Annotated in this window: 24 protein-coding genes and 2 tRNA genes; 12 read left to right on the top strand and 14 right to left on the bottom strand. The window is 61.9% G+C overall.

Features of this window, described 5'->3' with window-relative positions:
• The gene (cobI, locus tag PXK01_RS12220) at positions 1-717 is read left to right on the top strand and encodes a precorrin-2 C(20)-methyltransferase (protein WP_274860257.1); all 717 of its coding nucleotides are present in this window, start codon (positions 1-3) and stop codon (positions 715-717) included.
• Complete coding sequence (gene cobJ / locus PXK01_RS12215; protein ID WP_274860255.1) at positions 714-1,478, top strand: precorrin-3B C(17)-methyltransferase; 765 nt, start codon at positions 714-716, stop codon at positions 1,476-1,478. Before cobI ends, cobJ begins: the two co-directional genes overlap by 4 nt.
• Here the strand turns inward: cobJ and PXK01_RS12210 are convergent.
• On the bottom strand, positions 1,442-2,215 hold the full coding sequence (locus PXK01_RS12210; RefSeq protein WP_274860253.1) for a cobalt-precorrin-6A reductase: 774 nt from the start codon (positions 2,213-2,215) through the stop codon (positions 1,442-1,444). The genes cobJ and PXK01_RS12210 overlap by 37 nt on opposite strands.
• On the opposite strand from PXK01_RS12210, the gene cbiE reads away from it, so the two are divergent.
• The 7 genes from cbiE (at position 2,214) to PXK01_RS12175 (ending at position 7,725) form a co-directional block, all read left to right on the top strand.
• Positions 2,214-3,413, top strand: a complete 1,200-nt coding sequence (gene cbiE / locus PXK01_RS12205) for a precorrin-6y C5,15-methyltransferase (decarboxylating) subunit CbiE (protein WP_274860251.1) — start codon at positions 2,214-2,216, stop codon at positions 3,411-3,413. The genes PXK01_RS12210 and cbiE overlap by 2 nt on opposite strands.
• The gene (locus PXK01_RS12200) at positions 3,410-3,787 is read left to right on the top strand and encodes a cobalamin biosynthesis protein (protein WP_274860250.1); all 378 of its coding nucleotides are present in this window, start codon (positions 3,410-3,412) and stop codon (positions 3,785-3,787) included. The genes cbiE and PXK01_RS12200 overlap by 4 nt, the downstream gene beginning before the upstream one ends.
• Positions 3,784-4,578 carry a precorrin-4 C(11)-methyltransferase gene (gene cobM / locus PXK01_RS12195; RefSeq protein WP_274848522.1) on the top strand — a complete coding sequence of 265 codons (795 nt, stop codon included), beginning with the start codon at positions 3,784-3,786 and terminating at the stop codon, positions 4,576-4,578. The genes PXK01_RS12200 and cobM overlap by 4 nt, the downstream gene beginning before the upstream one ends.
• Positions 4,571-5,905 carry a cobyrinate a,c-diamide synthase gene (locus tag PXK01_RS12190; protein WP_274860248.1) on the top strand — a complete coding sequence of 445 codons (1,335 nt, stop codon included), beginning with the start codon at positions 4,571-4,573 and terminating at the stop codon, positions 5,903-5,905. The genes cobM and PXK01_RS12190 overlap by 8 nt, the downstream gene beginning before the upstream one ends.
• Entirely contained in the window at positions 5,902-6,633 is a 732-nt protein-coding gene (cobA, locus tag PXK01_RS12185) for a uroporphyrinogen-III C-methyltransferase (RefSeq protein ID WP_274860247.1), read from the top strand. Before PXK01_RS12190 ends, cobA begins: the two co-directional genes overlap by 4 nt.
• Positions 6,634-6,685: 52 nt before the next feature.
• On the top strand, positions 6,686-7,444 hold the full coding sequence (gene cobF / locus PXK01_RS12180; protein ID WP_274860246.1) for a precorrin-6A synthase (deacetylating): 759 nt from the start codon (positions 6,686-6,688) through the stop codon (positions 7,442-7,444).
• Positions 7,445-7,639: 195 nt separating this feature from the next.
• A tRNA-Leu gene (locus tag PXK01_RS12175) sits at positions 7,640-7,725 on the top strand.
• Positions 7,726-8,792: 1,067 nt separating this feature from the next.
• Here PXK01_RS12175 and PXK01_RS21985 read toward each other — a convergent pair.
• The 7 genes from PXK01_RS21985 to PXK01_RS12145 form a co-directional block, all read right to left on the bottom strand.
• Positions 8,793-9,314 carry an HGGxSTG domain-containing protein gene (locus PXK01_RS21985; RefSeq protein ID WP_446728448.1) on the bottom strand — a complete coding sequence of 174 codons (522 nt, stop codon included), beginning with the start codon at positions 9,312-9,314 and terminating at the stop codon, positions 8,793-8,795.
• A gap of 73 nt (positions 9,315-9,387) precedes the next feature.
• A complete protein-coding gene (locus PXK01_RS12170; protein ID WP_274860245.1) occupies positions 9,388-9,879 on the bottom strand; it encodes a hypothetical protein in 492 nt (163 codons plus the stop codon).
• On the bottom strand, positions 9,876-10,040 hold the full coding sequence (locus PXK01_RS12165) for a hypothetical protein (protein ID WP_274860244.1): 165 nt from the start codon (positions 10,038-10,040) through the stop codon (positions 9,876-9,878). The genes PXK01_RS12170 and PXK01_RS12165 overlap by 4 nt, the downstream gene beginning before the upstream one ends.
• Positions 10,041-10,163: 123 nt before the next feature.
• Entirely contained in the window at positions 10,164-10,448 is a 285-nt protein-coding gene (locus PXK01_RS12160; protein ID WP_274860243.1) for a hypothetical protein, read from the bottom strand.
• Between the two features lie 108 nt (positions 10,449-10,556).
• Positions 10,557-10,736, bottom strand: coding sequence for a helix-turn-helix transcriptional regulator (locus PXK01_RS12155; protein WP_274860242.1), 180 nt, complete (start codon positions 10,734-10,736; stop codon positions 10,557-10,559).
• 136 nt (positions 10,737-10,872) lie between these two features.
• Positions 10,873-11,913 (bottom strand): hypothetical protein, encoded by a 1,041-nt coding sequence (locus PXK01_RS12150; RefSeq protein WP_274860241.1) that lies wholly within the window; start codon positions 11,911-11,913, stop codon positions 10,873-10,875.
• Positions 11,913-13,097: a tyrosine-type recombinase/integrase gene (locus PXK01_RS12145; RefSeq protein WP_274860240.1), complete on the bottom strand. Its 1,185-nt coding sequence runs from the start codon at positions 13,095-13,097 to the stop codon at positions 11,913-11,915. Before PXK01_RS12145 ends, PXK01_RS12150 begins: the two co-directional genes overlap by 1 nt.
• Before the next feature lie 719 nt (positions 13,098-13,816).
• On the opposite strand from PXK01_RS12145, the gene PXK01_RS12140 reads away from it, so the two are divergent.
• Positions 13,817-15,241 carry an alginate export family protein gene (locus tag PXK01_RS12140; RefSeq protein ID WP_274860238.1) on the top strand — a complete coding sequence of 475 codons (1,425 nt, stop codon included), beginning with the start codon at positions 13,817-13,819 and terminating at the stop codon, positions 15,239-15,241.
• Positions 15,222-16,562 carry a serine hydrolase domain-containing protein gene (locus tag PXK01_RS12135; RefSeq protein ID WP_274860236.1) on the top strand — a complete coding sequence of 447 codons (1,341 nt, stop codon included), beginning with the start codon at positions 15,222-15,224 and terminating at the stop codon, positions 16,560-16,562. The genes PXK01_RS12140 and PXK01_RS12135 overlap by 20 nt, the downstream gene beginning before the upstream one ends.
• 211 nt (positions 16,563-16,773) lie before the next feature.
• Here the strand turns inward: PXK01_RS12135 and PXK01_RS12130 are convergent, their stop codons facing one another.
• The 4 genes from PXK01_RS12130 to PXK01_RS12115 form a co-directional block, all read right to left on the bottom strand.
• On the bottom strand, positions 16,774-18,873 hold the full coding sequence (locus PXK01_RS12130) for a TonB-dependent siderophore receptor (protein ID WP_274860235.1): 2,100 nt from the start codon (positions 18,871-18,873) through the stop codon (positions 16,774-16,776).
• A 237-nt stretch (positions 18,874-19,110) separates the two neighbouring features.
• Positions 19,111-20,304 (bottom strand): 50S ribosomal protein L11 methyltransferase, encoded by a 1,194-nt coding sequence (locus tag PXK01_RS12125; protein WP_274860234.1) that lies wholly within the window; start codon positions 20,302-20,304, stop codon positions 19,111-19,113.
• A gap of 373 nt (positions 20,305-20,677) precedes the next feature.
• Positions 20,678-20,764, bottom strand: a tRNA-Leu gene (locus PXK01_RS12120).
• 171 nt (positions 20,765-20,935) lie between these two features.
• Entirely contained in the window at positions 20,936-22,561 is a 1,626-nt protein-coding gene (locus PXK01_RS12115; RefSeq protein WP_274860233.1) for a peptidoglycan-binding domain-containing protein, read from the bottom strand.
• Between the two features lie 134 nt (positions 22,562-22,695).
• Here PXK01_RS12115 and lipB point away from each other — a divergent pair, with 134 nt between their 5' ends.
• Complete coding sequence (lipB, locus tag PXK01_RS12110) at positions 22,696-23,367, top strand: lipoyl(octanoyl) transferase LipB (RefSeq protein WP_274848511.1); 672 nt, start codon at positions 22,696-22,698, stop codon at positions 23,365-23,367.
• On the opposite strand, the gene PXK01_RS12105 is transcribed toward lipB, so the two are convergent.
• Positions 23,328-24,398, bottom strand: a complete 1,071-nt coding sequence (locus PXK01_RS12105) for an alpha/beta hydrolase (RefSeq protein WP_274860232.1) — start codon at positions 24,396-24,398, stop codon at positions 23,328-23,330. The genes lipB and PXK01_RS12105 overlap by 40 nt on opposite strands.
• A 1,030-nt stretch (positions 24,399-25,428) precedes the next feature.
• On the bottom strand, positions 25,429-25,851 hold the full coding sequence (locus tag PXK01_RS12100) for an HIT family protein (RefSeq protein ID WP_274860231.1): 423 nt from the start codon (positions 25,849-25,851) through the stop codon (positions 25,429-25,431).
• Positions 25,852-25,877: the final 26 nt, after the last annotated feature.

Here is a 25,877-nt window from a genome sequence, read left to right as displayed (position 1 = left end):
ATGGGCAAGGTTATCTGCGCAGGGCTGGGCCCCGGCGATCCCGATCTGATGAGCGTGAAATCGCTCCGGGCCATCTCAGGCGCCCGCCACATCGCCTATTTCCGCAAGGCTGGCCGCAGGGGCCAGGCTCGCGCCATCGTCGATGACCTGCTGCCCGATGGTGTGCAGGAACACGCGATGGAATATCCGGTCACGACTGAAATCCATTTCTCCGACCCCGAATACAACCGCATCCTCTCCGCTTTCTACGATGACTGGGCCGACCGGCTGGAAGAGATCACCCGCAGCGATGACGTGGTCGTGCTCTGCGAGGGCGACCCCTTCCTATACGGCTCTTTCATGCACCTGCACAGCCGCCTTCAGACCCGCGCCGAGGTGGAGATCATTCCCGGCATCACCGGCATGTCCGGCTGTTGGACCGCCACCGATCAGCCGATCACCTGGGGTGATGACGTGCTGACCGTCGCCATGGCCACCCTCAGCGAAGAAGAGCTGACGGAACGCGCCCGCGGAACCGATGCGCTGGTGGTGATGAAGATAGGTCGCAACCTGCCGAAACTGCGCCGCGCGCTGGCAGCGGCGGGCAAGCTCGACGCCGCCTGGCTGGTGGAACGCGGCACCATGGTCGGCCAAAGCGTGCAGAAGCTGACGGATGTGACCGGTGATGTTCCCTATTTCTCCATCGTTCTGGTGCACGGACAGGGGCGCCGCCCATGACCGATCAAGCGAAGACCGGATGGGTGGTGATTGCAGGCCTTGGCCCCGGTGACGAGGCTCTGGTCACGCAGGAAGTGCGGGACGCCATCAACGGCGCGACAGATATCGTCGGCTACATCCCGTACGTGAAACGCATCGCACCGCGCGAGGGCCTCACCCTTCATGCTTCCGATAACCGGGTCGAATTGGACCGCGCCTCCCATGCGCTGGAGATGGCCGCTGCGGGGCGGCGCGTTGTTGTGGTCTCCTCGGGCGATCCCGGCGTCTTTGCCATGGCCTCGGCCGTGTTCGAGGCGCTGGAGGCGGGACCCAAGGATTACCTGGATCTGGATATCCGCGTCCTGCCCGGCATCACCGCCATGCTGGCCGCCGCGGCCCAGATCGGCGCGCCCCTTGGGCATGATTTCGCGGCGATCAACCTTTCCGACAACCTCAAACCCTGGTCGCTGATCGAAACCCGCCTGCGCGCGGCAGGCGAAGCGGGCTTTGCCATGGCGTTCTACAATCCGCGCTCCAAATCGCGCCCGCATCAGTTCGCCCGCGCGCTGGACATCCTGCGCGAGGCCTGCGGCGGCGACACGCTGATCAGCTTTGCCCGCGACGTGACCAAGCCGACGCAGGAGATCACCACCGTGGCCCTGAAGGAGGCAACGCCCGAGATGGCAGATATGCGCACCATGGTGATCGTCGGCAATCGCGACACACGCGCCATCGGGCGGTTTGTCTACACGCCCCGTTCCGCAGCAGGGGCCACCTCGTGATGAGCACCGCCCCGAAGCCAGCTCATGACCTCGGCCACCGTGGCCAGCACCCGGCGCTGCGGCACCTCGGGGCGTGCGATCATGATCACCGGCAGGCCAAGGTCGCGGGCCGCCTCCACCTTGGCGGCCGCACCGCTGCCGCCGGCGTTCTTGGACACCACATGGGTGATGCCATGGGCCTGCATCAGCGCCCTGTCGCCCGCCGCATCAAAAGGTCCGCGCGCGATCTCCACGCTTGTATCCGGCAGGGGCAGCGCAGCCTCGGGCGGGTCCACCAGCCGCAGCAAATAGTGGTTTTCGGGTTTCCCGGCAAAGGCCGCCAGGTTCTGCTTGCCGATCGCCAGGAACACCCGCGCGCCTGCATCCGGCAGCGCCGCGGCGGCCTCGGCCAGGCTGTCCACATGGCGCCAGTCATCGCCCGCCTGCGCCTGCCAAGCGGGGCGTTCCAGCGCACAGAGATCCACCCCGGCCAGATCACAGGCGTAGACCGCATTGGCGCTCATCTGCGCGGCAAAGGGATGGGTTGCATCGATCACATGGGTGATCCCCTCGGATTGAAGATAGCCCGCCAGGCCCTCCGCCCCGCCGAAGCCGCCAACGCGCAGGGGCAGTGGCTGGGCAATGGGCCGCGCCGTGCGCCCCGCGTAGGAAAACACCGCCTCGAGGTCAGCCTCGGCAAGAGCCATGGCAAGCCGCGAGGCTTCGGTTGTGCCGCCCAGCAGCAGGATGCGCATCATGTCTGATCCCCAAATGATCCCCTGGCTGACGCTTGTCGGCCTTGGGGAAGATGGCCCGGCCGGGCTGAGGGATGCAAGCCGGAAAGCCTTGGCAGAGGCGGAGGTGATCTTTGGCGGTCCCCGCCATCTGGAACTGGTTCAGGCGCGGGCACGCGGAGCGCCCTGGCCGGTGCCGTTTTCGGTTGAACCTGTGCTGGCGGCGCGCGGGCGGCGCGTGGTGGTTCTCGCCTCGGGCGATCCTTTCTGGCATGGCGCGGGCGGATCGCTGGTGGCGCATCTGCGCCCCGGTGAATGGGTCTCTCACCCCGCGCCTTCGTGCTTTGCCCTTGCCGCCAATATCCTTGGCTGGAAGCTGGAAGAGACGCTTTGCCTTGGCCTGCATGCGGCGCCCTTCGAAAGGCTCACACCGGTTCTGTCCAAAGACGCCCGCATCATCTGCACCCTGCGCGATGGCGCGGCCCCGGCTGCCCTGGCCGAATGGCTCACAGGCCAGGGGTTCGGCGCATCAGAGATCACGGTGATGGAGGCCCTGGGCGGCCCCCGGCAGCGCATCCGCAGTCATCGCGCCGAGGCCTTTGATCTGAGTGACATCTCGGCTCCGGTGGTTGCTGCGCTGACGGTTGCAGGCACCAAGGGCCTGCCCCGCGCCAGCGGCTTGCCCGACGATCTGTTCCACAGCGACGGGCAGATCACCAAACGCCCCATCCGCGCCCTGACCCTGTCGGCTCTGGCCCCGCGTGCGGGGGAGCTGCTCTGGGACATCGGCGGCGGCTCCGGCTCCGTCTCTGTCGAATGGTGCCTTGCCGCGCCCGGCACCCGCGCCCTCACCTTTGAGCCCCGCGCGGACCGGATCGCCAATATCCGCGCCAATGCCGAGTGTTTCGGGATCGAGCATCGGTTGAAACCGGTTCCGGGCCGCGCGCCGGATGTGCTGGATGGGTGTGACCTGCCCGATTGCGTCTTCATTGGCGGTGGTGGCTCGCAAGCGTTGCTGGATCACCTCTGGGCCTTGCTGCCGAAGGGCACGCGCATCGTCGCCAATGGCGTGACGCTGGAAACCGAGGCGCTGTTGATGCAAGCCCATGCCACACGCGGCGGCCATCTTCTGAAGTCCGAAATCGCCGAGGCCGCGCCGCTTGGGTCCATGCGCGGCTGGGAGCGCGCCCGCCCGGTCATCCAGTGGAGCGTGACGCGATGAAGGTGGTCGGCTTCGGATTTCGCCAAGAGGCCACCGTCGCAAACCTGCGCGCTGCGCTGGCATTGACCGGCCAGCGCCCCGATGCGCTCGCCTCGATCACCGCCAAGGCCAATGCGCCTGCCCTGCGCACCCTGGCTGCCGAGATGAACCTGCCCGTGATCGCCCTGCCCGAAGTGGCCCTGCACGGCACTCCGACCCTCACCCACTCCCCCCGCATCCAGGACCGTTTTGGCACCGGATCGCTGGCCGAAGCCGCCGCCCTTCAGGGCGCATGCCACGGCAGCGAAAGTGCTACCGCGCGCCTATTGGCCCCCCGTGTTGTCACCGCAGATGGGATCGCCACTGCGGCCATAGCTGAAAGACTGACCCCATGACCGTTCACTTCATTGGCGCAGGCCCCGGTGCCGCCGATCTCATTACCCTGCGCGGGCGCGACCTGATCGCCGCCTGTCCCGTCTGCCTCTATGCCGGCTCGCTGGTGCCCGAGGCGCTGCTGCAGCACTGCCCGGAGGGCGCCAGGATCGTCAACACCGCCTCCCTGTCGCTGGACGAGATCATGGCCGAGATCAAAGCCGCCCATGCGGCCGGTCACGATGTGGCGCGGCTCCATTCCGGCGACCTGTCGGTCTGGTCCGCCATGGGGGAGCAGCTGCGCCGCCTGCGCGATATGGGCATTCCCTATGATGTGACTCCGGGCGTGCCCGCCTTTGCCGCCAGCGCCGCCGCCCTTGGCGCCGAGCTGACCCTGCCGGGGGTTGCGCAATCGCTGGTGCTGACGCGCACCTCGGGGCGGGCGTCTTCGATGCCCGAGGGGGAAACGCTGGAGAATTTCGCCCGTACCGGGGCAACCCTGGCCATTCACCTGTCGGTGCATGTGCTCGACGACGTGGTGGCCCGGCTGACCCCTGCCTATGGTGCTGATTGCCCGGTGGCCGTGGTTTGGCGCGCGTCATGGCCGGATCAGAAGATCATCAAGGCGACCCTTGGCACATTGATCGACGCCACCGATGGCGCGCGCGGGCGCACCGCACTGATCCTTGTGGGGCACGCCCTTGGCGCCGAGGATTTTGACGAAAGCTGCCTCTATGCGCAGGATTATGATCGGCGTTACCGCCCCCAAAGTGCCGACAGCCAATGGGCCGGATGGAGCGAAGGCGATGACTGAAACAGGCCAGACCGGATCCTATCCGCCGGGATTGATGATTTCGGCGCCCGCCTCTGGCACCGGCAAGACCACTGTGATGCTGGGTCTGTTGCGCGCATTGGCCGAGGATGGCCTTGCGGTGCAACCCTTCAAGAGCGGCCCGGACTACATCGATCCCGCCTTTCATCGGGCCGCCGCCGGGCGCGCCTCTTTCAACCTCGATACATGGGCGATGGACGGCGGCCTTTTGGATGCCGTGGCCGGGCAGGCAAGCGATGCGCAGATCTGCATCGGTGAAGGGTCCATGGGGCTTTACGATGGTGTGGCGACAGGCGGGCAAAGCGGCTTTGGCTCCTCCGCCGAAACCGCAAAACGCATGGGCTGGCCGGTGGTGCTGGTTGTCGATGTGGGCGGTCAGGCGCAATCGGCAGCGGCCACCGCGCTGGGGTTTCGCGCCTACGATCCCGATCTGCCCTTTGCCGGTGTGATCCTGAACCGCGTTGCCAGCCCGCGCCACGAAAGGCTCACCCGGCTGGGGATGGAGCGCGCAGGGATACCGGTTCTCGGCTGCCTGCCTCGGCGTGGCGACCTGATCCTGCCCGAGCGCCATCTGGGTCTCATTCAGGCGGTGGAACACCCTGATCTGGAAGCCGCGATTGCAGGCTATGCCGCCTTCCTGCGCGAAAACGTCGATCTTGAGGCGATCAAATCCGCCGCCCACGCGGGGGCTGCGCCCGCCCCGGCGAACCTGCCGAAACCGCCGACCCAGCGCATTGCGCTCGCACGGGATGCGGCGTTCTCCTTTGCCTATCCGCATCTTCTGGAAGGCTGGCGCAGGGCGGGGGCCGAGATCCTGCCGTTTTCGCCGCTCGCCGATGAAGCCCCTGCGGCGGATGCCGATCTGGTCTGGCTGCCGGGTGGCTACCCCGAGCTGCACGGCGGCACACTGGCCGCGGCTGAGACCTTCCGTGCGGCCCTGCGCAAACACGCCGAGACCCGCCCCGTGCATGGGGAGTGCGGCGGCTACATGGCCCTGGGTGAGGCGCTGATCGACAAGGACGGCACCCGTCACCAGATGGCGGGGCTGCTGGGGCTGGTGACGTCTTATGAGACGCGCAAGTTCCACCTCGGCTATCGCCGCGCCATTCTTCAGGCGCCGATGCCGGGGTTTGCGACCGGAACCGCCCTGCGCGGGCACGAGTTCCACTACTCCACCATCTTAGAGGATCCCGACGCGCCGCTGGCCAATGTGATGGATGCCGATGGCAATGCGGTGGCGGAAACCGGATCGGTGCGCGGTCATGTGACCGGCACCTTCTTCCACCTGATCACCGGAGAACAGCCATGAGCGGATTTGTCAGTTTCGTCTCCTCCGGCCCCGGCGACCCCGAGCTGCTGACCGTCAAGGCGGTGAACCGCTTGCAGGCGGCGGATGCGGTGTTGTTCGACGATCTCTCCTCGGGGCCGATCCTGACCCATGCCCGCAAGGACGCCGATCTGGTGGGCGTCGGCAAGCGCGCCGGGCGCCCCTCCCCGCGGCAGGACCATGTGAGCCAGCTTCTGGTGGACTATGCCTCCACCGGTGCCCATGTGGTGCGGCTGAAATCCGGAGATTGCGGCATCTTTGGACGGCTGGAGGAGGAGATCACCGCCCTGCGGCAGGCCGGTATCGGCTTTGAGATCGTGCCCGGCGTGACCGCTGCCTCGGCTGCGGCAGCCGCTGCCAGCATCCCCCTGACCCGGCGCCTGACCGCGCGGCGCCTGCAGTTCATCACCGGCCATGACGTGACAGGCGGCCTGCCCGAAGACCTGAACATGGCTGCCCTCGCCGACCCCGAAGCGACCACGGTGGTCTATATGGGCAAACGCACCTTCGCCGCCCTGGCCGAACGCCTGCTGGAGGCCGGGCTGCCGCCGGACACCCATGCATTGGTGGCGCTTGGCGTCTCCACGCCCGAGCAATACCTGGCCTGTCATACCTTGGGTGAACTGCCCGAAGCCCTGCGCAAGATGGACACGAAGGCCCCCGTTCTGATCCTCTACGGGCCGCTTGCGGATGAGGATCTATCCCGATGACAACCGCCTGCCTCCCCTTCGGCGCGGCGATCACATCTTCCGAGGTCCCAGAATGATTGATCTGACCCTTGTCGGCATCGGCACCGGCAATCCCAAGCACCTGACCATCGAGGCGATTGAGGCGCTGAATGGGCTGGACCTGATCCTGATCCCCAACAAGGGGGCGGGAAAGGACGATCTGGCCGCGCTGCGCCATGCGATCTGCGATCAGATGATCCGCCAACCGGGACCACGCCTTGCCGAATTCGATCTGCCCCGTCGCGACGCGCAGAATCCGGATTATCGGCAGGGTGTGGAGGACTGGCACGATGCCATAGCCCGGGTCTGGGAAGAGAGTATTCGCAGCCAGCTGCCACGGGGCGGAAAGGCCGGCTTCCTGGTCTGGGGCGATCCCTCGCTTTACGACAGCACCATGCGCATCGCGGGCCGATTGCAAGCCCGCACCCAGGTTGCCCTGCGTATCATTCCAGGCATCACCTCGATCCAGGCGCTGACCGCGGCCCATGGCATTCCGCTGAACCAGATCGGCGCCCCGGTCAGCATCACCACCGGACGACAACTGCGCGCCACAGGCTGGCCGGACAGCGCCGATACGCTGGTGATCATGCTGGACGGAGACTGCAGCTTCCAGAGCATCGACCCCAAGGGCGTACACATCTGGTGGTCCGCCTATGTCGGCATGGAGAATGAAATCTCCATGTCGGGTGAACTGGAGGAAATCGCCGGGCAGATCATCGAGACCCGCGCCAAGGCCCGTGCCGCTCATGGCTGGATCATGGACATCTACATCCTGCGGCGACCCGCGCGTTAGCACCCCCCTTTGAGCGAGCGCAGGCGGTTTACCTCTGGCACCAATCCCTTTTACCTCAACAAAGAGCCGCTGATTGGCTGCTCTTTGCCCGCCAATGCCCTTGTGTCTGCGCGAAATTCTTTCTACCACTCAATGTGTTGCAACCCGCCGCAACTTCCAGTTTGACGGAAATGCGGCTGCGCGACAACGCCGGATGCGGGCGTGATGGAATGGTAGACATATCAGACTTAAAATCTGAAGGGCCTATGCCCGTGTGGGTTCGAGTCCCACCGCCCGCACCAATTTTAAAAATAAAATTCATTAAAATCATATGCTTAAGGGCAATCAGCAGCTTTCAGCCCCACTAAACGCCCCACTTCCGATTTTCGATACCTTGGCATTCCGTTACTTCCCGGGGTGGCCCGCCTCCGGTTTCCTACCGCCCCATGAAAGAGAAAGCCCCGCGCTGGGCGAGGCGTCTTTCAGCGCTTGGGATACCCCCCGGTTTGCTGACAGGATATTGCACACACAAGGCTAACTATTGCTTGCCGGAGAACCTGATAAAACCTGACATTGAGGCCGGAGCAGGACGTTGGCAAATGCTGACATCGGCACCGCGTTTCTGGCGGTTATGGTCGGCTTCCTGTTGAAAAATGTTGAAACCGGACGGCGGCACAGTGGCGAGCGGGGCATTGAGGTTTGTTAAGGTTGGCGCGACCTATGGACAGGCCCTGCACCCTCCAGCAAACTTGAAAAACAATCAACGGAAATCAAGCCGCAGAAGGTTTTCTCGGGGTCATCACGCGCGGAGGGAAAGGGCTGCCCTAAGATTACCCTAAGCTCAACGGGATTGAGTGATGAGCATTCAAAACTCCGCCGCTCAGAAGTAATGGCCGTGCCCGCGCTCACAGAGCTTCCCAGAACCGGGCAGCAAAGCAGAAACGCTCCCCCACCCCGGTTTGTAAATCGGTGCCTGTGAAAGTGAAGCAGGGGCGCGGGTCTACTGTTGCCCCGCCTACAGGGTTTCAGCCTGCCCCTGTGATGGATTAGGCCTAATCCTGAATCGTCCTAGCGGCTCTGCGCGCGCGAGCTGATTTCTTGCGGCAGCTCGCACAGCAATACCGGGCGTCGGCTCTGCGCCAGTCTGGCAGGTCGTCGCCGCACCAGCGGCAAAACCAGTCCCGCCGTTGCCATCGCCTCAGAATGGCTATGGCGCGTGCTTGCCGGTGTCCGGCGTTCCCAGTCCAGAAATAGGCCTCAAAGGTTGCAGTAACCCTGCGTTCGTGCCGTTCTAGCCATACGGCGTTTGGATCTGGTCCAGGCATCCCGGTATCCTCGCAACTTTCTTGCCACCCATAGGCGGGTTAACTCATTCATTTGAGGTCGCTTTTGCCTGGCGCCCCAAATCTGCAGGTGCGTCCGAAGCGACAAATCGCTTGCCACGACAGAGCGCCCAGCGCTTCCTCTGCGCCTCCGCGATTCTGTTTCGTCCCGCCTGCGTCTTCGGGCCGGAGGAAAGCCCCCCATGAAACCGGCAGCGCCTCTTGCCAGGGATGGGCCTGGAGCGGCAAGCCGTGCCCTTGCGGGTACGTGCTCCGCATTGCTTAGAAAAGGTTTGGGCGCCAGCGGAGCCTAAGACCCCACCCCGCGCGCGTGTAGTGGTCGCAAAATGGTCCCATCTCATTCCCGGCCTTTTAAAGATTTGGGGCCGTTTGGGCACCTCTAACCCCATTGCCAGGAGCAGCCGCGCAGGCGCGTGGCCGCAAATGCGAGTCTCCCCTTTCCGTTCCCAGTATTTGACCGACGACGGATGCAGCCCGGCCAAAGCCGCCAAGGCGGGGCGCGACAAGCCGCTGCGCAAGCGGTGCTGTTTCAGTTCATCTCCTGTCATTCGCTTTGTTCCTGCCTCATGGCTAGATGTAGATATGTCCTACTTTCTGTGACGCGGCATTTCGCAATCCCGTTCAGCCCGACACAATTTTCAGGACGGGAGACTTGGCAGGCAGCGTGGTTTCGTCCTCCCCGTCAGCCTTACTGTGACGCCGATGCACTGTTTTTGTGCGGGGGTTCTCCGTTTCATGCCAGCGCATGAAAGCCTTTCGGGCCGGTTTCCCGTCTTGGGTCGGCAATTCATCAAGCGCCCAGTGCGCGGCCTCTCCGATACCGGAAGGGCCAAGGCAATGCCCACGCGTGGCATGGATGAAGCCGCGCTCTTCCAGGGCATCAAACCAGCCGCCTACGGTGTTGCGGTGCGCGCTCAATGCCTTGGCGGCGTCCCGGTAGCTGAGAATGATTGCGCCATTATTGGAGCCATTAAATCGCCGCTTCAGTTCGATGTAGAGGGCGCGGGGGCCGGGTTTGAGGCTCCCCCATGCGGGGGAAGCCTGTAACCATTCGTGAAGCTGCACATGGCGGCCAGCGCCCCGCTTGTGTCTCTTGTACGGTTTGCGGCTCATGGGGCGACCTCCTGCTGCGCTATCGCCTCTGCCACCCGGCCCGCAATCCGCAGGCTCTTGCAGGTGCCCAGGTGCAGCCAAACGCGCTGGGTGTCCGGCGCCTGCCGCTGCGCCCAGACAATCCACAGGCCGCCGCAGGGCGTGAGTTTAGCCTTTGACATGGATACACCCTCCAAAGTGAAGCTCTGCGTACAAGGCGGCGCGTGCGCGGCTCAAACCAAACCGGGTTTGCAAGCGCCGGATCTGCGTTTCGCGCGGGACGGGGCGGTTGATGCGGGCGCTTGTCATGCCGCGTCCTCATCCAGGAGGTGCGCGGCGCTGGGCGGGTAACGGAGTTTCTGCGGATCTGTGCCGGGGCGCAGCCAATAGTGTTTGATATTGTCCTTGCCCCGGTATTGGTCCTCGATGGGCCAATGATAATCCGCCCGCAGCTTGTGGATGACGGCGGCCAGTCGCCAGCCGTTCACTTCGCGAATTTCGGTTTTATGGGTCAGGGTCCGACCTGCCACTAGGTTCTTGCACACCCAGAAAACCTGACTGGGGTTGCTGTGCCAGTGATTGCTGCTCATGTGATTGCCTTTGCTGTTGTGGGGCAAAGGGCGTATGCTGTCCGGGCCTCCAAGCCTCAGAGCCAAATACATACAGCCCGCTCCCCGATGCCTTCGGGGGCGGGTTTCTTATGCGGCCTCGCGGCTGCTCAGCCATTCGGTGATTGCGCTTTCCGGCCATGCCACGGCCTTGCGGGTCAGGCGCACGGGGCGTGGAAACTCCCCCTTGCTCATCATCGCGTAAATCGTGGTGCGGCTCAGGCCGGTGATTTCTTCAACTTCGGGGCGGCGGTAATGCTTCTCTACCATCGTGGCTTGCTCCTGCATCTGTGGGTCGATGCAGGAACGTTCAGAGATACTCCCCTTTATTTCAAATACATGCTAGCCCATCGAAAGGCGAAAGCAGCCCATTTCTTTGCCCATTTACACCCCGGCTGTTGGGCGGTTACTTCTGGGCAAGAGCAGATTCAATTTGGGCGTTTAACGGCTCAAGGTATCTCTGCGCTGTTGAGCGAGAAATCTCTTCCTCGAAGGTTTTCGAAACCCAGCCTATGCAGTCCTGAACTAGGCTTTCGCGGTTTTGCGGCCTGTGGCCGCCTTTCAATCGGCGCTGGAACTCGTTCCTAACAGCCGTTCGAATGGCGTTCCCGGCCTTTGCGGATCTTCTTGCAGCGCCTTTGGAGGTCGGCGGGGTGGCCTCAAGTGCGGCATCCCCATCGGAAACCAAACAGCCGCCGTAGTTCTTCACGGATGCAGCTTGTATTTCGATGTTGGGAGAAGGAAACAGGGTCACAAGCTCTTTGAAGGGAACCTGCACGCCTACCCAGGCTTCCATTCTGCCCCTCAGTTCATCATCATCCGCCAGTTCGCCAAGGTTGGCGTTGTCCCAGTCTACGTCACTCATCCTCCAAGCCGTGTGCGGGATGCTTTCGAATTCACCAGTGATGATGTCGCCTTCAAGCCTAGGGTTGATACCCCTTGATGTGATTGCCCCCTCTGCAAGGGCGGCGAATAGTTTAGAGCGTGCAATTTCCACTAGGTGGTTTAGGGCGTCTATAGTGGGAGAAATAGCACGAGCGGCTTCTAGTTCAGCTTGATATTCGGCAACCTCTTGTCGGTGACGCCTATCCTCGCGCTCCCAGTGTTCTGCGCCTAGTTCGTCTTTGGCGGGAACTACATACTTCCTGTGAATATCTTCCAGCCGTTGCATGCCATCAAGAATTTCCGCTTCTGCCCTCCCGAGGCACGCATTCAGCTTTTCCGAAAATTCGCGCGATGGCGCGCCATCGACAAATTGGCCTACCACTGGCGCAATTGCAAAGAAGTGAGGCTCTTGCGGCGCGCACATGTGGTCCAAATGTGCGCTGATGCTCTCTTGGGTGTCAAAGCTATCGAATCCCACTGGCGGTATTGCAAAGGCAATCCAGTGGGTGGCCTCATGTATGTAGCAGAATTCCGGGACTTCCGCTCTTACATAGATTTCCATCACCCAATCCTCACAATATCGGCCTGTTTCTTGGTCACGAAATCCGCCCATCGCGCCATGAGAACCCGGCGCTGTTCCAGGTGGTCCGTGCGGCGGTAGGCACGCTCAACGCTGCCCCCGACAACGTGGCCCAGCGCGGTTTCTGAAACTTCAAAGGGCGTGCTGGTGGTTTCAGCCACCCAATCGCGAAAGCTGGACCGGAACCCGTGCGGGCGGGCTTCCATCTGCCTGCGCTCCATCAGCCGGGCCATGGTGGCATCACTGATGACGCCCTTGCGCACGCTGGGGAAAAGAAAGCCGTCGCGCTGATGCTCCTTCGCCGCCTCGATGACTGCCAGCGCCTCCTGGCTGAGAGGGACGCGAAATTCTGACGTTGCATTCCTGCGGCCCTTCACGGTCTCTGCCGGGATGGTCCAAACGTCACCGTCGATCTGGTCAACATGCATGAAGCGCAGAGGCCTGGACCGAACCGCCGTTAGGATAAGCAGGCGCAGGGCGTTGTGTGTTACGGTGCCTTCGTCCAAGCTATCATAGAAGGCGGGCACCTCGGCCCATGGCAGCGCGGGAATGTGCTTTGTTTTGTGGCGCTGCTTGCCCAGCAAAGCATGGGCCTTTTCGACCGCCTGCAAATCCACATCCAACCCCAGCGCGGCGGCATGTTTAAGGCAGATCCCCAGTCGGCTCATCGCTTTGCGGGCCGTTTCGGCTTTGTCATGCCAGATGGGTGCCAGCGTGTCCCGAATGTCGATCTGGTCAATGTCGGCTACGGGCACAGCGCCCAGGCGGGGCAGGATGTGAATTTCCAATGGGGAGAACCAGCGGCCCGCCTTGCCGTCGCCTTTCAGTTCGGCCTTGCGTGCCTCGAAAGCATCAGCGGCAATGTCTCGCAGCAGGTGCATGTTGCGCTCTGCCTGCCTGCGCTCCTTCTGGCGTTCCTTGATGGGGTCCAGCCCCTGCCGGGCTACGGTGCGCCATTTGGCGGCTTCCTCGCGGGCCTCTTTGAGGGAAACTTCAGGGTAGCTGCCCAGCCCCATTTCCCGGCGACGGCCATGCACGGTTACAAAAAGCAGCCACTTGCCACGCTCCGGGCTGCGCTTGTGAAGCCAGAGATTGCCGCCATCACCATGCTTGCCAGCTTCAGCGGCCTTGACCTTGGCTGCGCTGAGCTTGTTGGTTTCTCTCATTGGCCCTGAGCATCCATGATTTATCAGCCCCACTTACAGCCCCATCTCTATATCTTGTACACATAGGAGCGTAGCGGAACAAGACGGAACAACACAGCGCCGTTAATCCATTGAAATTACGCGATATTGATACTTCTGCGGAATATCTGGGAACTACTCAGAATGACGGCTCAATGCCCACCGCCCGCACCAACTATCGACCGATTTCCCAATGAAAACAACGATCGAATAAATCTGAGTATTCTCTGTCCCCCCAATGTGTCCCCCAAGCGTATCACATACCCCGGATTCGGTTTCCCAAAGGAGTTTCCAGACCCGGGACAGCATGATCCCCCCCTGCGTCCATGGCATGTGTTCTGATCGACAGTGTTTTCAGGCACGGCCAAATCACCAATTTTGAGATCGTTGAAATGCGAGACCCAATCGGTCAGCAGAAGGCCACTCCCCAGCCCAAGGCGGACACACAGTTCTTGGTTCGAGCAGCATCCGATGCCGAACCTTCCCTCCTTGCGTTGCGGATTCGAAGTCAATGGACATCCTGTTCAATCTCTGAACGTGCAGCGATAGCGGTTTTGAATGTTTGAGACCTAAACTGATCTCGATACCGACCGTGGCAGAGGCGTTTCACGAAGCATTCGAGGGTCGATCATAAATGCTGGCCATGGACGTATTCCGCACTATCGTTTGACTAGGGGATTTCTTCTCAAGGGGGGGGGCTTATGAGATCCTATTGCAAGGTTTGCATCACTGCTGCCACTTTCTGCGTTGCGATGGCGGCATCAGCGGAAGAACGTGATCCACTGCTGCTCTACGATAACGGAACTCTCAAGGCGCGCGGGCACATGCAATTCGGTCTCAACGCAGTCGCCGAAAACAACCTGTTTTGGGATCTCGCTGCGACCACCGCTCCGGGCAGTGGCTTCAACCCCGACACTGACTGGCTTGAAGGCTACATCAAGCCCGGTCTCAGCTTCGCGTACCAAACCGACAGTGGCGCGGTTTTCTACGGCAAGCTGTCGGCGGTGGCGTCTTACACTTGGGGAACCGATGCCTTTGACAGGGGCAACATCGGTGCCACGACACTTGAGGAAGCATACCTCGCCTTTCGAGGAAGCTTCGGGACGGGGGGAAGCTATGATCTGTCTCTTGGAGCACGTGAGCTGACCCTTGGCACGGGGATGTTGATCGCAAATGGCGCGACGAGCGGATTTGAACGGGGGGCGCTGAAGTTCGGTCCACGCAAGGCCTGGGAAAGGGCCGCAATCGGACGGCTCTCCAATGGCCGCATGACCGGGATACTGTTCTTTCTCGATCCGAACGAACTTCCGTCGACAGATGGGGACAACGCACTGGCGGGTTTCGACCTGCGCTACGATGATCCGGCGGGCGGCTTTATCGGCGCGACATATGTTGATGTGCTGCGCTCCAACTCCCCATACCCGCAGGCCGCCCCGGGTGGCATAGGGCCACCGAGCGTGACACCCGGTGCTCGCGAGGGAACCCGAACCCTCGGCTTCTACGGGAAAACGAATCCATTCACCGGCGGTTTTGAAAACTGGAATTTCACCGGTGACGTCGCATACCAATGGAACGAAAGGATAGACCTGAACGCCTGGGCAGGACGCGTAACGGCCGGATATAGTTTTAAAAACCTGCCATGGTCACCGTCCCTTACCTTGGGCTACCAGAGCTTTTCTGGCGACGATCCGAACACGACAAAACTCGAGCGGTTCGATCCGCTCTACTATCAAGGCAGCCCAAGCGCCTGGGCAACGGGATCGAAGTCCGCATCAACCTTTATCAATTCGAACGTGAATGCTGTCACAGTAACGTTTCAGGTCAAGCCGAGGCAGCAGGATACCTGGACGTTTCGATATGCGCATATTCGGGCAAATGAGTTGAATAGCCCCATCCAGTTTGGGCAAGCCACGCGAGTGGATGTAAACGGAAACGTTGTGTCCGGTGTCACTGACAGTCACCTCGCCGATGACCTGTTTGTCGAATACAGCCGCATCATCAACCGCAACACGTTTTTAACAGCAGGGGTATCGGTGTCATTCCCCGGCGCAGGGATCGACAAGGTCATCGGCGCCAGCGCAGGCCCATGGACAGGAGGTTTTATCAATGTCGTCGTCAATTTCTAAACTCTTGGCAGCGGTTACACGGGGAGCCATCGTCCTTGGAATGGCAACAGGCGCGCAGGCACAATCCGCGCCGCTTTCAGCACAGGAGACAGACCCAAATGTGATGGGGTGGATGCAAGGCTTCCCACCGCCCGCCGAGAAAGTGATCACCCAGCCTGATAGCGTCTATTTCAGTTTCCCGCGGCTGCGCTGGTCGGTTTGCCATTTGCGGGAATTTCTGCCCACCGAAGAGATTAGCCGCGGCATCGGGGCACCTGCCCCCCTGGACTATCCGTCCCCGTCCAGTTTCGCCGAGCTCAGGGAGCAGATTGACGCGATTACCTTCACTCCACAAAACAGCGACGCCAAGATGACCTGGGAAGAGTCGCTTTATGCCAACTACACTGACGGCATGTTGATTCTACACAGGGGCAAGGTCGTTTACGAACGCTACTTCGGCTGTCTCAAGGAGGACGGCAAGCATGCGATCATGTCGATGACCAAGTCTTTCACGGGCCTCTTGGCAGAGATCATGGTGGTCGAAGGAACGCTCGACGACACCGCTTTGGTGCGCGACATCATTCCCGAAATCGGCGATAGCGCCTTTGCGACGGCCACCGTTCGGCAGGTCATGGACATGACCACGGGCGTGAAATACTCCGAGAACTACTCTGATCCCAACGCCGATATCTGGCTCTATTCCGCCGCCGCCAGCCCCCTGCCCAAGCCTGCCGACTACCAGGGCCCGAACGGGTATTGGGAGTATCTTCAGCAGGTCAAGCCAGAGGGTATCCACGGCGAGGCGTTCCACTACAAGACCATCAATTCAGACATGCTCGGGTGGATCATCAGCCGTGTGTCGGGGAAGTCGGTGACCGAGCTTGCCTCCGATCGCCTGTGGCGCCGCATGGGGGCGGAACAGGATGCATACCAAACTGTCGACGGCAAGGGAGTGCCGTTCGCGGGGGGAGGCATCACCGCAGGCCTTCGCGATCTTGCGCGTTTGGGGCAACTGATGCTGAACGAAGGCGAACTGAATGGGCAACGTCTGTTCCCGGCCGAAGTTGTCGAGAGGATCAGCGCCGGAGGAGACCGATCCAAGTTCGGCGATGGTTTCCCCACCTTTGGAGCGGGCAGCTACACGAGCCAATGGTGGGTTCTTCACAATGACCACGGTGCCTATGCGGCCCGAGGGGTCCATGGTCAGACGATATATGTCGATCCGACTGCCGAAATGGTGCTGGTGCGACTGGCGTCCTTCCCCAAGGCACAGAACGGCTTTATCGATCCGACATCGCTGCCCGCCTATCAAGCAGTGGCGGAGTACCTGTTGGCAAGATAGTCGCCACCGCGCGTCCAGATCACAGCGAAACGTGTCGCCATCCACCAATCGCTTCAAGGAGCAAATCCGGTGGCCGGATATCGATGGGCCCTGGTTCACTCCGGGCTTGGCTCCCATGGGCCAGTCCCCGAACGAAGACCCCCAGGACAATGCTGCCCTGGGGGATGTGACCTCAACCTCTTGGCGAAGTTGAGGACAAAGGCCGTATCACTCAGAAGCGATAGGAGATGTTGAAGGTGCCCGTACGACCGTCGGAGCGGTAGCAGTAGCCCGCGCTGCAGGTCTGGTCAGTGTTGTCAAAGGCGTTCCTTACATTCATCTGCAGGCTCAGGCCGTCAAAGCCGACCTGCCCCAGGTCATAGGAGACGGCCAGATCTGTGTAGGTTTGTGCGTCGTTTCGGAAGGTGTTCTGATCGTCCCCCCAGCTTTTTCCGACATAGCGCACACCGGCACCGAAGCCCCAGCCCTTGAGCGGGCCGGATTGGGGTTCGTAAAAGCCCCAGATCGCCGCCGTATGCTCGGGCGTTGACGACAGCTGCTTGCCAATGGTGCCCGCTGCCCCGCGTTCGATCTCCATATCGACATAGGTATATGAGCTCGTCAGCCGCAGGTCGTTGGCAAAGTTGAACTGGCCCTCGACCTCGACCCCGCGCGAGCGCAGATCGTAGGGAACCTGCACCTGATAGAGCCCCCCAAAGACCGCCGGATCCACCGTCTGGAACACCACGCCGTCCTTTTGCCGAATATCAAACAGCGATGCGGTGATCAGGCTTTCGGTGCCAGGTAACTGGTACTTGAGGCCAATTTCCTTCTGGAAGGCCACGGTGGGATCCGCCGCGCGGCTGCTGGCCGGGTTGGTCGGATCGTCATAGACAAGCCCCGTGGTCGGCACGAAGCTGCTGGAGAGGTTGCCATAGACCGACAGGTCGGCATTGACCGCATAGCTCAGGCCGATCCGGCCGGAGAAGCTGTCATGCGATGTATCGCTGCCCAGCCGTGCGGCGTCAAAGGTGGTGATGTCGACCCAATCGTAGCGGCCGCTCAGGAAGGTGGTCCAGCGTCCGCTGGTCAGCTGATCATGCAGGAACACGCCATATTGGTCGATCTCCTGCCCGCCGGAATAGGGCTGCGCCGCCGCATCCACAGCCGCTGCAGAGACATAGCCAACACCCCCATAGAAGGCATCATAGGAGGATTTGCCGAAATCGACGCCTGCAACCAGAGTATGGTCGACGGTGCCAGTGGCGAAATTCGCCTCCAGCGTGGCATCCATCATCAGGTTCTCGGCGTCCTCAAGATAGTGCCCCCAGTAGCGGCCAAAGCCTGCACCCGAGGCATAGATGCCGCTGAATTCAAGATCGGCATCCACCTTTGAATATCGCAGATTGTGCCGCAGGGTGATGGCGCCGGTGAGTTCATGCTCGACCTCGTACCCGATGCGCCACTGGTCGTTGACAAAGTCGTTATACTCCGGATCGCCAACGTAGGTTTCCGAGGCCACCCCATAGGATGAGTTGAAATAGGACGCGGTGCCGCCGCGCGTGGCAGAGGCGTATTCACCAAGAACGGTGACCTTTGTCCGGTCGGTCAGCTGGTAGGTCAGCGACGGTGCGATCATGCTCAGATCATTGCTATAGCCGGGCAGCGGCGTATCGGCGTCCCGCGCCACCCCGGTCAGGCGATAGCTGAGGCGCCCATCTCCCACCGGGCCGGTGAAGTCAAACGCCAGTTCCTTGTGGTTGTCGGTGCCAAATGTCAGCTGCAGCTCGTTGAAGGCCTCGTCCTTGGGACGCTTGGAGACCACGTTGACAATACCGCCTGCGCCGCTGACGCCATACAGGGAGGAGGACGGCCCCTTGAGCAGCGACACTGCCTCGAAACTGTAGGGGTGGTTCTGATACCATGCCGAGGGCCCGTTTACCTGACGCAGATCGTCCCGGAACAAGCCATTGTAATAAGATGCAAAACCGCGCAGGTAGATCGCATCGTAGCGGCTGTCATAACCGAAATTGTTGACGCTGGCGCCGGATGTGTAGCTCAAGGCCTCCAACAGGGTACGAGGCTGCTGATCCTCGATCTGGTCCTGACCGACCGTGCTGATCGCCTGCGGGATATCGCGGATCGCCGTATCAACGCGGGTCGTCTGACGACCGCTTTCGGCGACATATCCGTTTTGCACCAGGGTTTCGTCGCTTTCCGATTCAAGGATCAGCGTGCCGAGATCGACGGCATCAATGTTCTGAGCATGGGCTGCCGACAGGGCTGCAACAGAGGTGAGCCCTGCAAGCAGGGCGAGGCGAGAAACGTGCATTTGGGTCTCCGGGTGTTAGCCCCGGCTACCCATCGTTGGCTCAGGCATTGTCTTGTGGTTCGCGGTATCCGAGTTCTTTTGTCGGATTTCGAATCTGCCGTTAAGGCCGAGTTACAGTCTCGCTTAAGGTGTGTTGCAAAAATACATCGCCTCACTCACCCAGGCGAGAGATCACGCCTTTGTGTAGCCTGCAGCCCGGTACCGGTTCGCGCGCCCGGGCTGCAAGCAAGGGGGGCCTTACAGGCCGACCGCGTCGGCACCGCGCCAGGCGGGTTGTGCGATTGCCGCCGGATGCCCGTTGCCCTGCAGGTGCGCGCGGGCCTGCTGCGCACGCTCCATCCAGACGGCAGCCAGATCGGCATCCTCCTGTGAGGACGGCAGATCATGCACCGAAAGGCTCAGCTGCGAGGAGTCATGCTGGGCAGTTACCCGCATGAAGTCGCCAGCCCTGGCGATCATCGGACTGTCCAGCAAGAAGGCCGTGCGCCCCCAATGCCCCTCCGACGTCAGGTCATTGGTCACCCGAATGCCTGCGGCCAGCTCCATCTCAAAGCTGACAAAGACCGCGTGAACGGTACCGGCAGCGGTACAGAACAGATCTTCGGTGGCCCGCGCCGGGTTGAGGTTCGGCCGGGTGAAGTCAAACTGGAACAGCTCTGTCGTTGGCCCCAGCGGTTTCATCCCGCAGGCGGCAAAATCGTTGGGGGTGATCTGCGCGATCCGCGCGAAGTGGTGAAACGCGCTCAGGTCAAAGCCCTCGGCCTGTTGCGGGCGCCAGAGATCAACCAGCTTGTCGCTTTCCACCAGTTGCGCCATCAGCGTTCCGCGCTCGGGCACGGCGCGGGCGTCCGGCTTGGCCAGTGCGGCCATGGCATGGGTGAGCGTCGCCAGCGCGCCCTCGCCCAGGAGAACCGTATCGACGATTTCGGAAATCACCACATCCGCCGGTTCGGGAATATCCACGCCCACCACCACATCATGCGACCATTTCGGGATCACCGTGATCCGGTCACTGAGTCCATTGTCCGCGATCACCCGGGTCGCGGCCTCGGCGATCATCGGTTGCTGCTCGCAGGTATAGACGTGTTTGGCCCCGGCCCGCGCCGCCAGCATCGCCGTCAAACCCGCCCCGCAGCCGATATCCAGCACCACATCGCCGGGCTTCACTTTCGCTGCGATCGCCTTGGCATAGGCCTGATTGCGCGCCGTGTCCGCCAGCATCGGGAAATGCCAACGCGGGACAAACATCTGATGCAACCGGTCCTGCAACACCTGTGCTTCGTGATTGTGAGGATCAATTGCAAGCGCCTGCGTCAGAATCTGCGCTGTGCGCAGCCCGCCATCGGTCAAGGGTGCGGTTTTTGCCAGCTCCAGAAGTGTTCCTGCATCTTGCACATCTTCGAGGCTGCCCTGCTGCGAGGCCTCAGACATCTGATTTTCAAGCAATTCTTGTTTTTCCCTTATTTGAAGAAAATGCCACTCTTCGCCATATTCACCCTGTCCGGATAAGATTTGGTAAAGGCACAAGCAGAGCGCCGACATGCCCACTCAGCGGGCACTCCGCAGGAACAAGGCGGTCTGCCTGTGTCAGATCCCGGACCCGATCTCCGTGTCCTTTGGCGGACCGGCAATGGGGCACGAAGACGGGCGCCACCGGTTACACTCCACCACCCTGTCGCGCCGGGCATAGCCCTACAGGGGGATGGCAGAACTGCCGATCACCGGCCTGCGAAAAGGCCTGATCTACGAATAAGTCGTGGTATTTCGGGGGCTTTCGGGGGGGGGATTGCCAAAGGCAAGATGATGGTGCGGTCGAGAAGACTCGAACTTCCACGGGAGTTACCCCACAGCGACCTCAACGCTGCGCGTCTACCAATTCCGCCACGACCGCACTGTCTAGGCTTGGTGTAGGGGCGTATAGACGAGCCGCGAATGGATGTGAAGAGGCAAAATGCCCATTTTCGAGCCTTGCCTCTTCGGAAATTCGTCACACGGCGGACAGCGTCAAAACAGCGGCATAGCCAGCCCGGTCAAACCCGGGGAATACCGCTGTTTTTCGCCATCAATCCGTCGAAAAGCTGGGCAGGGACAATGCCGTCCCCGAGGCCGGAACCGGCTGCGCCGCGCCCGCTGCCCCCAGTTGCGCGGAGGCTGCCTTGATCAGGGCCGCACGTTCCGGCTGGCCGGGCGAAAAGGCCGCTTCGGCACCGTTCTCCAAGGCTGAAATCGCCACTGCGTACCAGTCCTGCGCGGCAGAAACGGTCTTGGGCGCCCCAAAGCCCTGGGACAGGTGGTGCCCGATCAGCTCTGCGTAGGGCCGCTTGCCGATGGCGGCCATGATCAGGGCCGATCCCATTGCAATATCCAGCTTGTCGCGACGGTAGCCCGAGAACATGCAGACGGTCGCCGTATTGGCCAGTTGGTCCAGCGACATATTTGTCTGAAGCACGAACTTCTGCACATCCGCCAGCACCGCCTGACTGCTATCCGTGCCAAGACGCCCCAGGAAGGGCTGAATTGCGGGGCCGAATCCGTCGCATTGGCCATCGACCTGCGCCGGGGTCACATTGGCCAGTGTCGCCACCACGGCCTCCCCGGCATTCATGGCATAGGAGCGCGCAATGCAGAATTGCTCTCCCAGGGCCAGCTCCGGGTCGGTCATGGTGGACACCGTCATATAGCCACCATTCGAGTTGGTGAGCAGGCTGACCTTGCTGCAATGGCTGGCAAGCGAAGCCGTGGGCGCAGCCGGTTGCGGCGCGCTGAAGGTCGGGATCGCCGCCGCGATCTGCCCACCTGCCGAGGCCATGACGGTCCCGCCCTGCTGCGCTCCGGCCGGAGGCGCCACCGGGGTCACGGGGGCAACGGGGGTCGGGGCGGTCGCCGCGGCCTGAACCGGTTCATTATGTCTGCAAACGCCCTGATGGCAGGAGAAGCTGGCCGGTGTCACGCCGCGGGCCATGAAATCGTTGCGCTGATAGCCCTGCGGGGTGGAGGCAAAGACCATCACCGAACAATGGGAGGCGCCACACCAGAAGGAGCTGCCCGACACCGAGGTGTCGATCACATAGTCGTTCTTGCCGTCCCCGTTGAGATCGGCCAGTTGCATGAAGCCCGAGCGCTGCAACAGCTGCTCTGCACTCGGCTCGGCAGAGGCGGCGATTTCATCCACCGCGTCGCTGACCTCGATCGGCAGCCCCGGATAGCCGCCGCTGCCCGCACTGCGCACGCCGGCAGCTTCGTCACGCCAAGTGTGCAACAGCCCCCGCACGCCGTTGGGGCCCTGCATGGCCTTGATGACCTGCGGCCCGCCCACCTGCGCACGATTGTAGGAGGACACCAGGAAGTCCCGCTCATATGTGGTCAGCTGCCCGGTTGCCGGAAAGCCCATGTGGACCTGATAGTTCGCAATCGCCGCACGGGACTTGCGCCCCATGACACCATCCGGTGTGCCGGCAGGAAAACCGAAGTAATTCAGCGCCGCCTGCGTCTCGCGATTCTGGCTGCGGGCAACAGAATACCCCGAACCGGTGCTGCGCTTCTTGTTCCTGTTCACCTCATTGATGATCGCACCACCGACGATTCCGCCCAGCAGGGCGGCGCCCAGGTTGTCTGCGGCACTCGGGCCGGCGGCACTGGTTAGGAACAGGGAGGCCACCAGGGCGGGCTTAATCGTATTTCGTACCATTGAAACGGGTCCTCTATTGAAACAAAAAAAGAATCATTGCAGGTAGGGTAACCCGGATCCGGCGTTTCAAGGCAGAAAATTCACCGCTGTATTGGAACTGCATTTTCGCAAACTTAGACAAAGGCTTGGATGCAATGGTTGAATGGATCACCTCGGACGGTCTGGTGGACTACGACACCGCCACGGCGTTCATGGAAACCCGTGCGGCCTCGATCGCGGCGGGCACGGCCGAAGAATGCATCTGGCTGCTGGAGCATCCGCCGCTATATACGGCCGGCACCTCGGCAAAGCCCGAAGACCTGACCGATCCTGACCGGTTTCCGGTCTACCCCTCCAAACGGGGCGGCCAATACACCTACCACGGCCCCGGTCAACGCGTGGTCTATGTGATGCTGGATGTGGGAAAGCGCGGCCATGATGTGCGCCGCTTCGTGCAACAGCTGGAGGACTGGGTGATCCGCGCCCTGGCCGAGTTCAACCTGACCGGCCACATCCGCTGCGGCCGGGTCGGCGTCTGGATCGAGCGCCCGGAGAAACCCCGGACCGCCAGCGGCGGCCTCGCCGAGGACAAGATCGCTGCCATCGGTATCCGCTTGCGCAAATGGGTCAGCTTCCACGGCATCTCGATCAACGTGGAACCGGATCTGGAGCACTTCGGCGGCATCGTGCCCTGCGGCATCACCGACTATGGCGTCACCAGCCTTGTCGATATGGGGCTGCCGGTCACGATGGCGGATGTGGACCTGGCACTGCGGCGCAGCTTTGATCAGGTCTTTGGCCCGTTGGCCGCCCCCGAGGACGCCTGAGCCTTGGTGCCTCTTCGGCTCTGCGCAATGTCGCTGAGCGCCGCCAGGATCAGTTCAGGCCTTGTATAGAGCAGGGTTCCGTCGGCGCCTTCGCATAGACGGTATTGGACATCTTGCCCGCTATGGGTGGCGCCGCCCCGTGCCCCGGATTGAACGGCGGGATCCTGGCTGCCGTAGAGATAGACCAGAGGACCGCCCCCTGCCCGCCCCGTCACCAGCGGTCGCCAGTCGCGCAGGACCAGGTCGATATCGGCAATGAAGCCAGCGCCTCCCTGTTGCATCGCAAAATCATGGCTGTGACGCAGCAGCGGCGCGAGGTTCATGTTTGCAACCCGCTCGGCCTCAAGACTGCCCGGAGTGGACTGCCTTGAGATCAACACCTCGACCCCTGCCTTGCGGACGCTGCGCGACCAGCCCCGCATCAACAACGGCAAGAGCGGACGCGCACAGACCGAACAAATGGCAAAGACCTTCTGGTAGCCCCGCAGGGTGGCAAAGTCCCTGATTGTTTTCAGAGGGCCGGACGCAGACACCGCGACAATCCCGGCGATACGATCCCGCCAGCGCACGGCAACCGCCTGGGCAAAGACCATCCCGCCCCGATGCGCCAGGAGGATCGGCCGCTGCAGGTTTTCCTGCTGCAGCAGGGCGTCGAACTGTTCGCAGAACGCCTCAAGATGCCGACGCCGCGGCGGCACCGGACCGGAGGCGCCATATCCGTTTCGCAGCGGAACATATACCTTGAACCCCAATTGCCGGAGTTGCGGCTGCAGCCGCAGGATGCCCGCCACGCAATCCAGCAGCCCGTGAATGAAAATCACCGGTTGGCCGGTGTCTGCACCGAGACGGATATATTGCATCCGCCCGCCATCGCAGCAGGACAGGGAGCCCGACGGGGGCAGTTTGCTGCCGTCGGCGATCGCCAGATCCGAGGCGTGTTCCTTCAGCAGGAAGGCCGCAAGCCGAACCAGCTCTGCCCCTCCCGGCGCGCCTGCCTTGGCGATGACCTGCGCCAGGGTATCCCTTGGCAAATCCGCAAGCGCCCCCCCCCCGCAGGAGATCAGCAAGAACCTTGATCTGCCCCCCGTCCAATCCGAATCCATTGCGCAGGAACTCCAGGGTCTGCGGGATCAAGGGGGCTTCCAATGCCTCGATCATCGCCACAGCCGGCTCCGAGGTGATTGCTCCGGCGCTGACAGGCCGACACAGGAGGCAGAGATCAGGACGCGCAGTTTTCAGAACAAGAAAGTCATCATGAGAAAGCTCTCCCGCGGCGAGGCGACTGGAGAACTCCGCCCATGCCCTGCGTTCCGGCAGGGTTTCCACCTCGAATGCCTGCAAGACGTCATGCGGCAGGAAACCGATCTGCTGTCGCGCGCGGCGCGAACAGCGCAACGCGCGCCCATCGCAGGTGGCGACCACCCAGGTCCCGCCACCGTCTGCATAGATATAGGCCGGATCCGGGCGGTTTTTCCGGATCCATTGATCGCGCAGAAGCTCATTGGCACGGGCGAAATGGGATGCGAACTCAGGTGCAACCGCCGCCGGTTTTGCCATCCCCGATTTCACCAGTGCCGGGCAGCCAGTGCCGGGCGTGGCTTTAAGGCGGGTTTCGCTTTGCGAGAATCGGTCGAAAAGCTGCGGGCTTACAACGGTTTCATAGATTGCATCGATGATCTGCTCCTTGGAGGGCACATACGAGCGAGACGCCGTATTCGGACACCCTTCAAATCCCATGACCCATCCCCATCACGACACAGGCATCGAAATGCCAATACCTTTCCACAATCCCCAAGACCGGTCACGGCGGCGGCCACGCGAAGGGACCTGCCGACACCGACCCAATAAAACCCGAAACGGCACGGGCGCAGAAATGGCGCCCATTGCCCCCGGCAAGCCCAACAGTCGCCGTGACCGGATGCGGCAGCGCACAATCCAAGGCTGCAATGGTCGCCAGCGGTCGCAACAAGGCTGCGTGAATGATTTACAAATTTAGTCTCAAAATTCAACTAAATTCAAAGATCGCTACGGGCAGCGTTTTACTTTAGCAACAATTCCGACTCAGCCTGGAATTGCATCGCGGATCTGCGCGGCGTGGCCTTGAAGGACCTCCATATCCCCCATCTTGCCCGGCGGACGCAGGCGATCCCCCTCCTTGCGGGGCAGAACATGGAAATGCAGATGGAAGACTTCCTGGCCGCCGGCCGCCTCGTTGAACTGCTGGATCGTCACACCGTCGGCGCCAAAGGCGGCCATCACCGCATGGCCCATCTTCTGGACGGTCGCCATCACCGCGGCAAGCTGCGCCGGGCTGGCATCCAGCACATTGCGGCAGGGGGTTTTCGGGATCACCAGCAAATGGCCATCCGCGCGCGGCATGATATCCATGAAGGCCAGCGTCTCGGCGTCTTCATAGACCGGCATCGAGGGGATCTCACCGCGCAGGATTTTGGCAAAGATGTTTTCCGGATCGTAGGCGGGCATGGGGGCGTCTCCGTGTTTGGCTCCTA

The organism is Phaeobacter sp. PT47_59 (genome assembly GCF_028890025.1).
Lineage (GTDB): Bacteria > Pseudomonadota > Alphaproteobacteria > Rhodobacterales > Rhodobacteraceae > Phycobacter.
The sequence above is the reverse complement of the archived record's forward strand: the minus strand, read 5'-3'. Positions and strand labels throughout refer to the sequence as shown.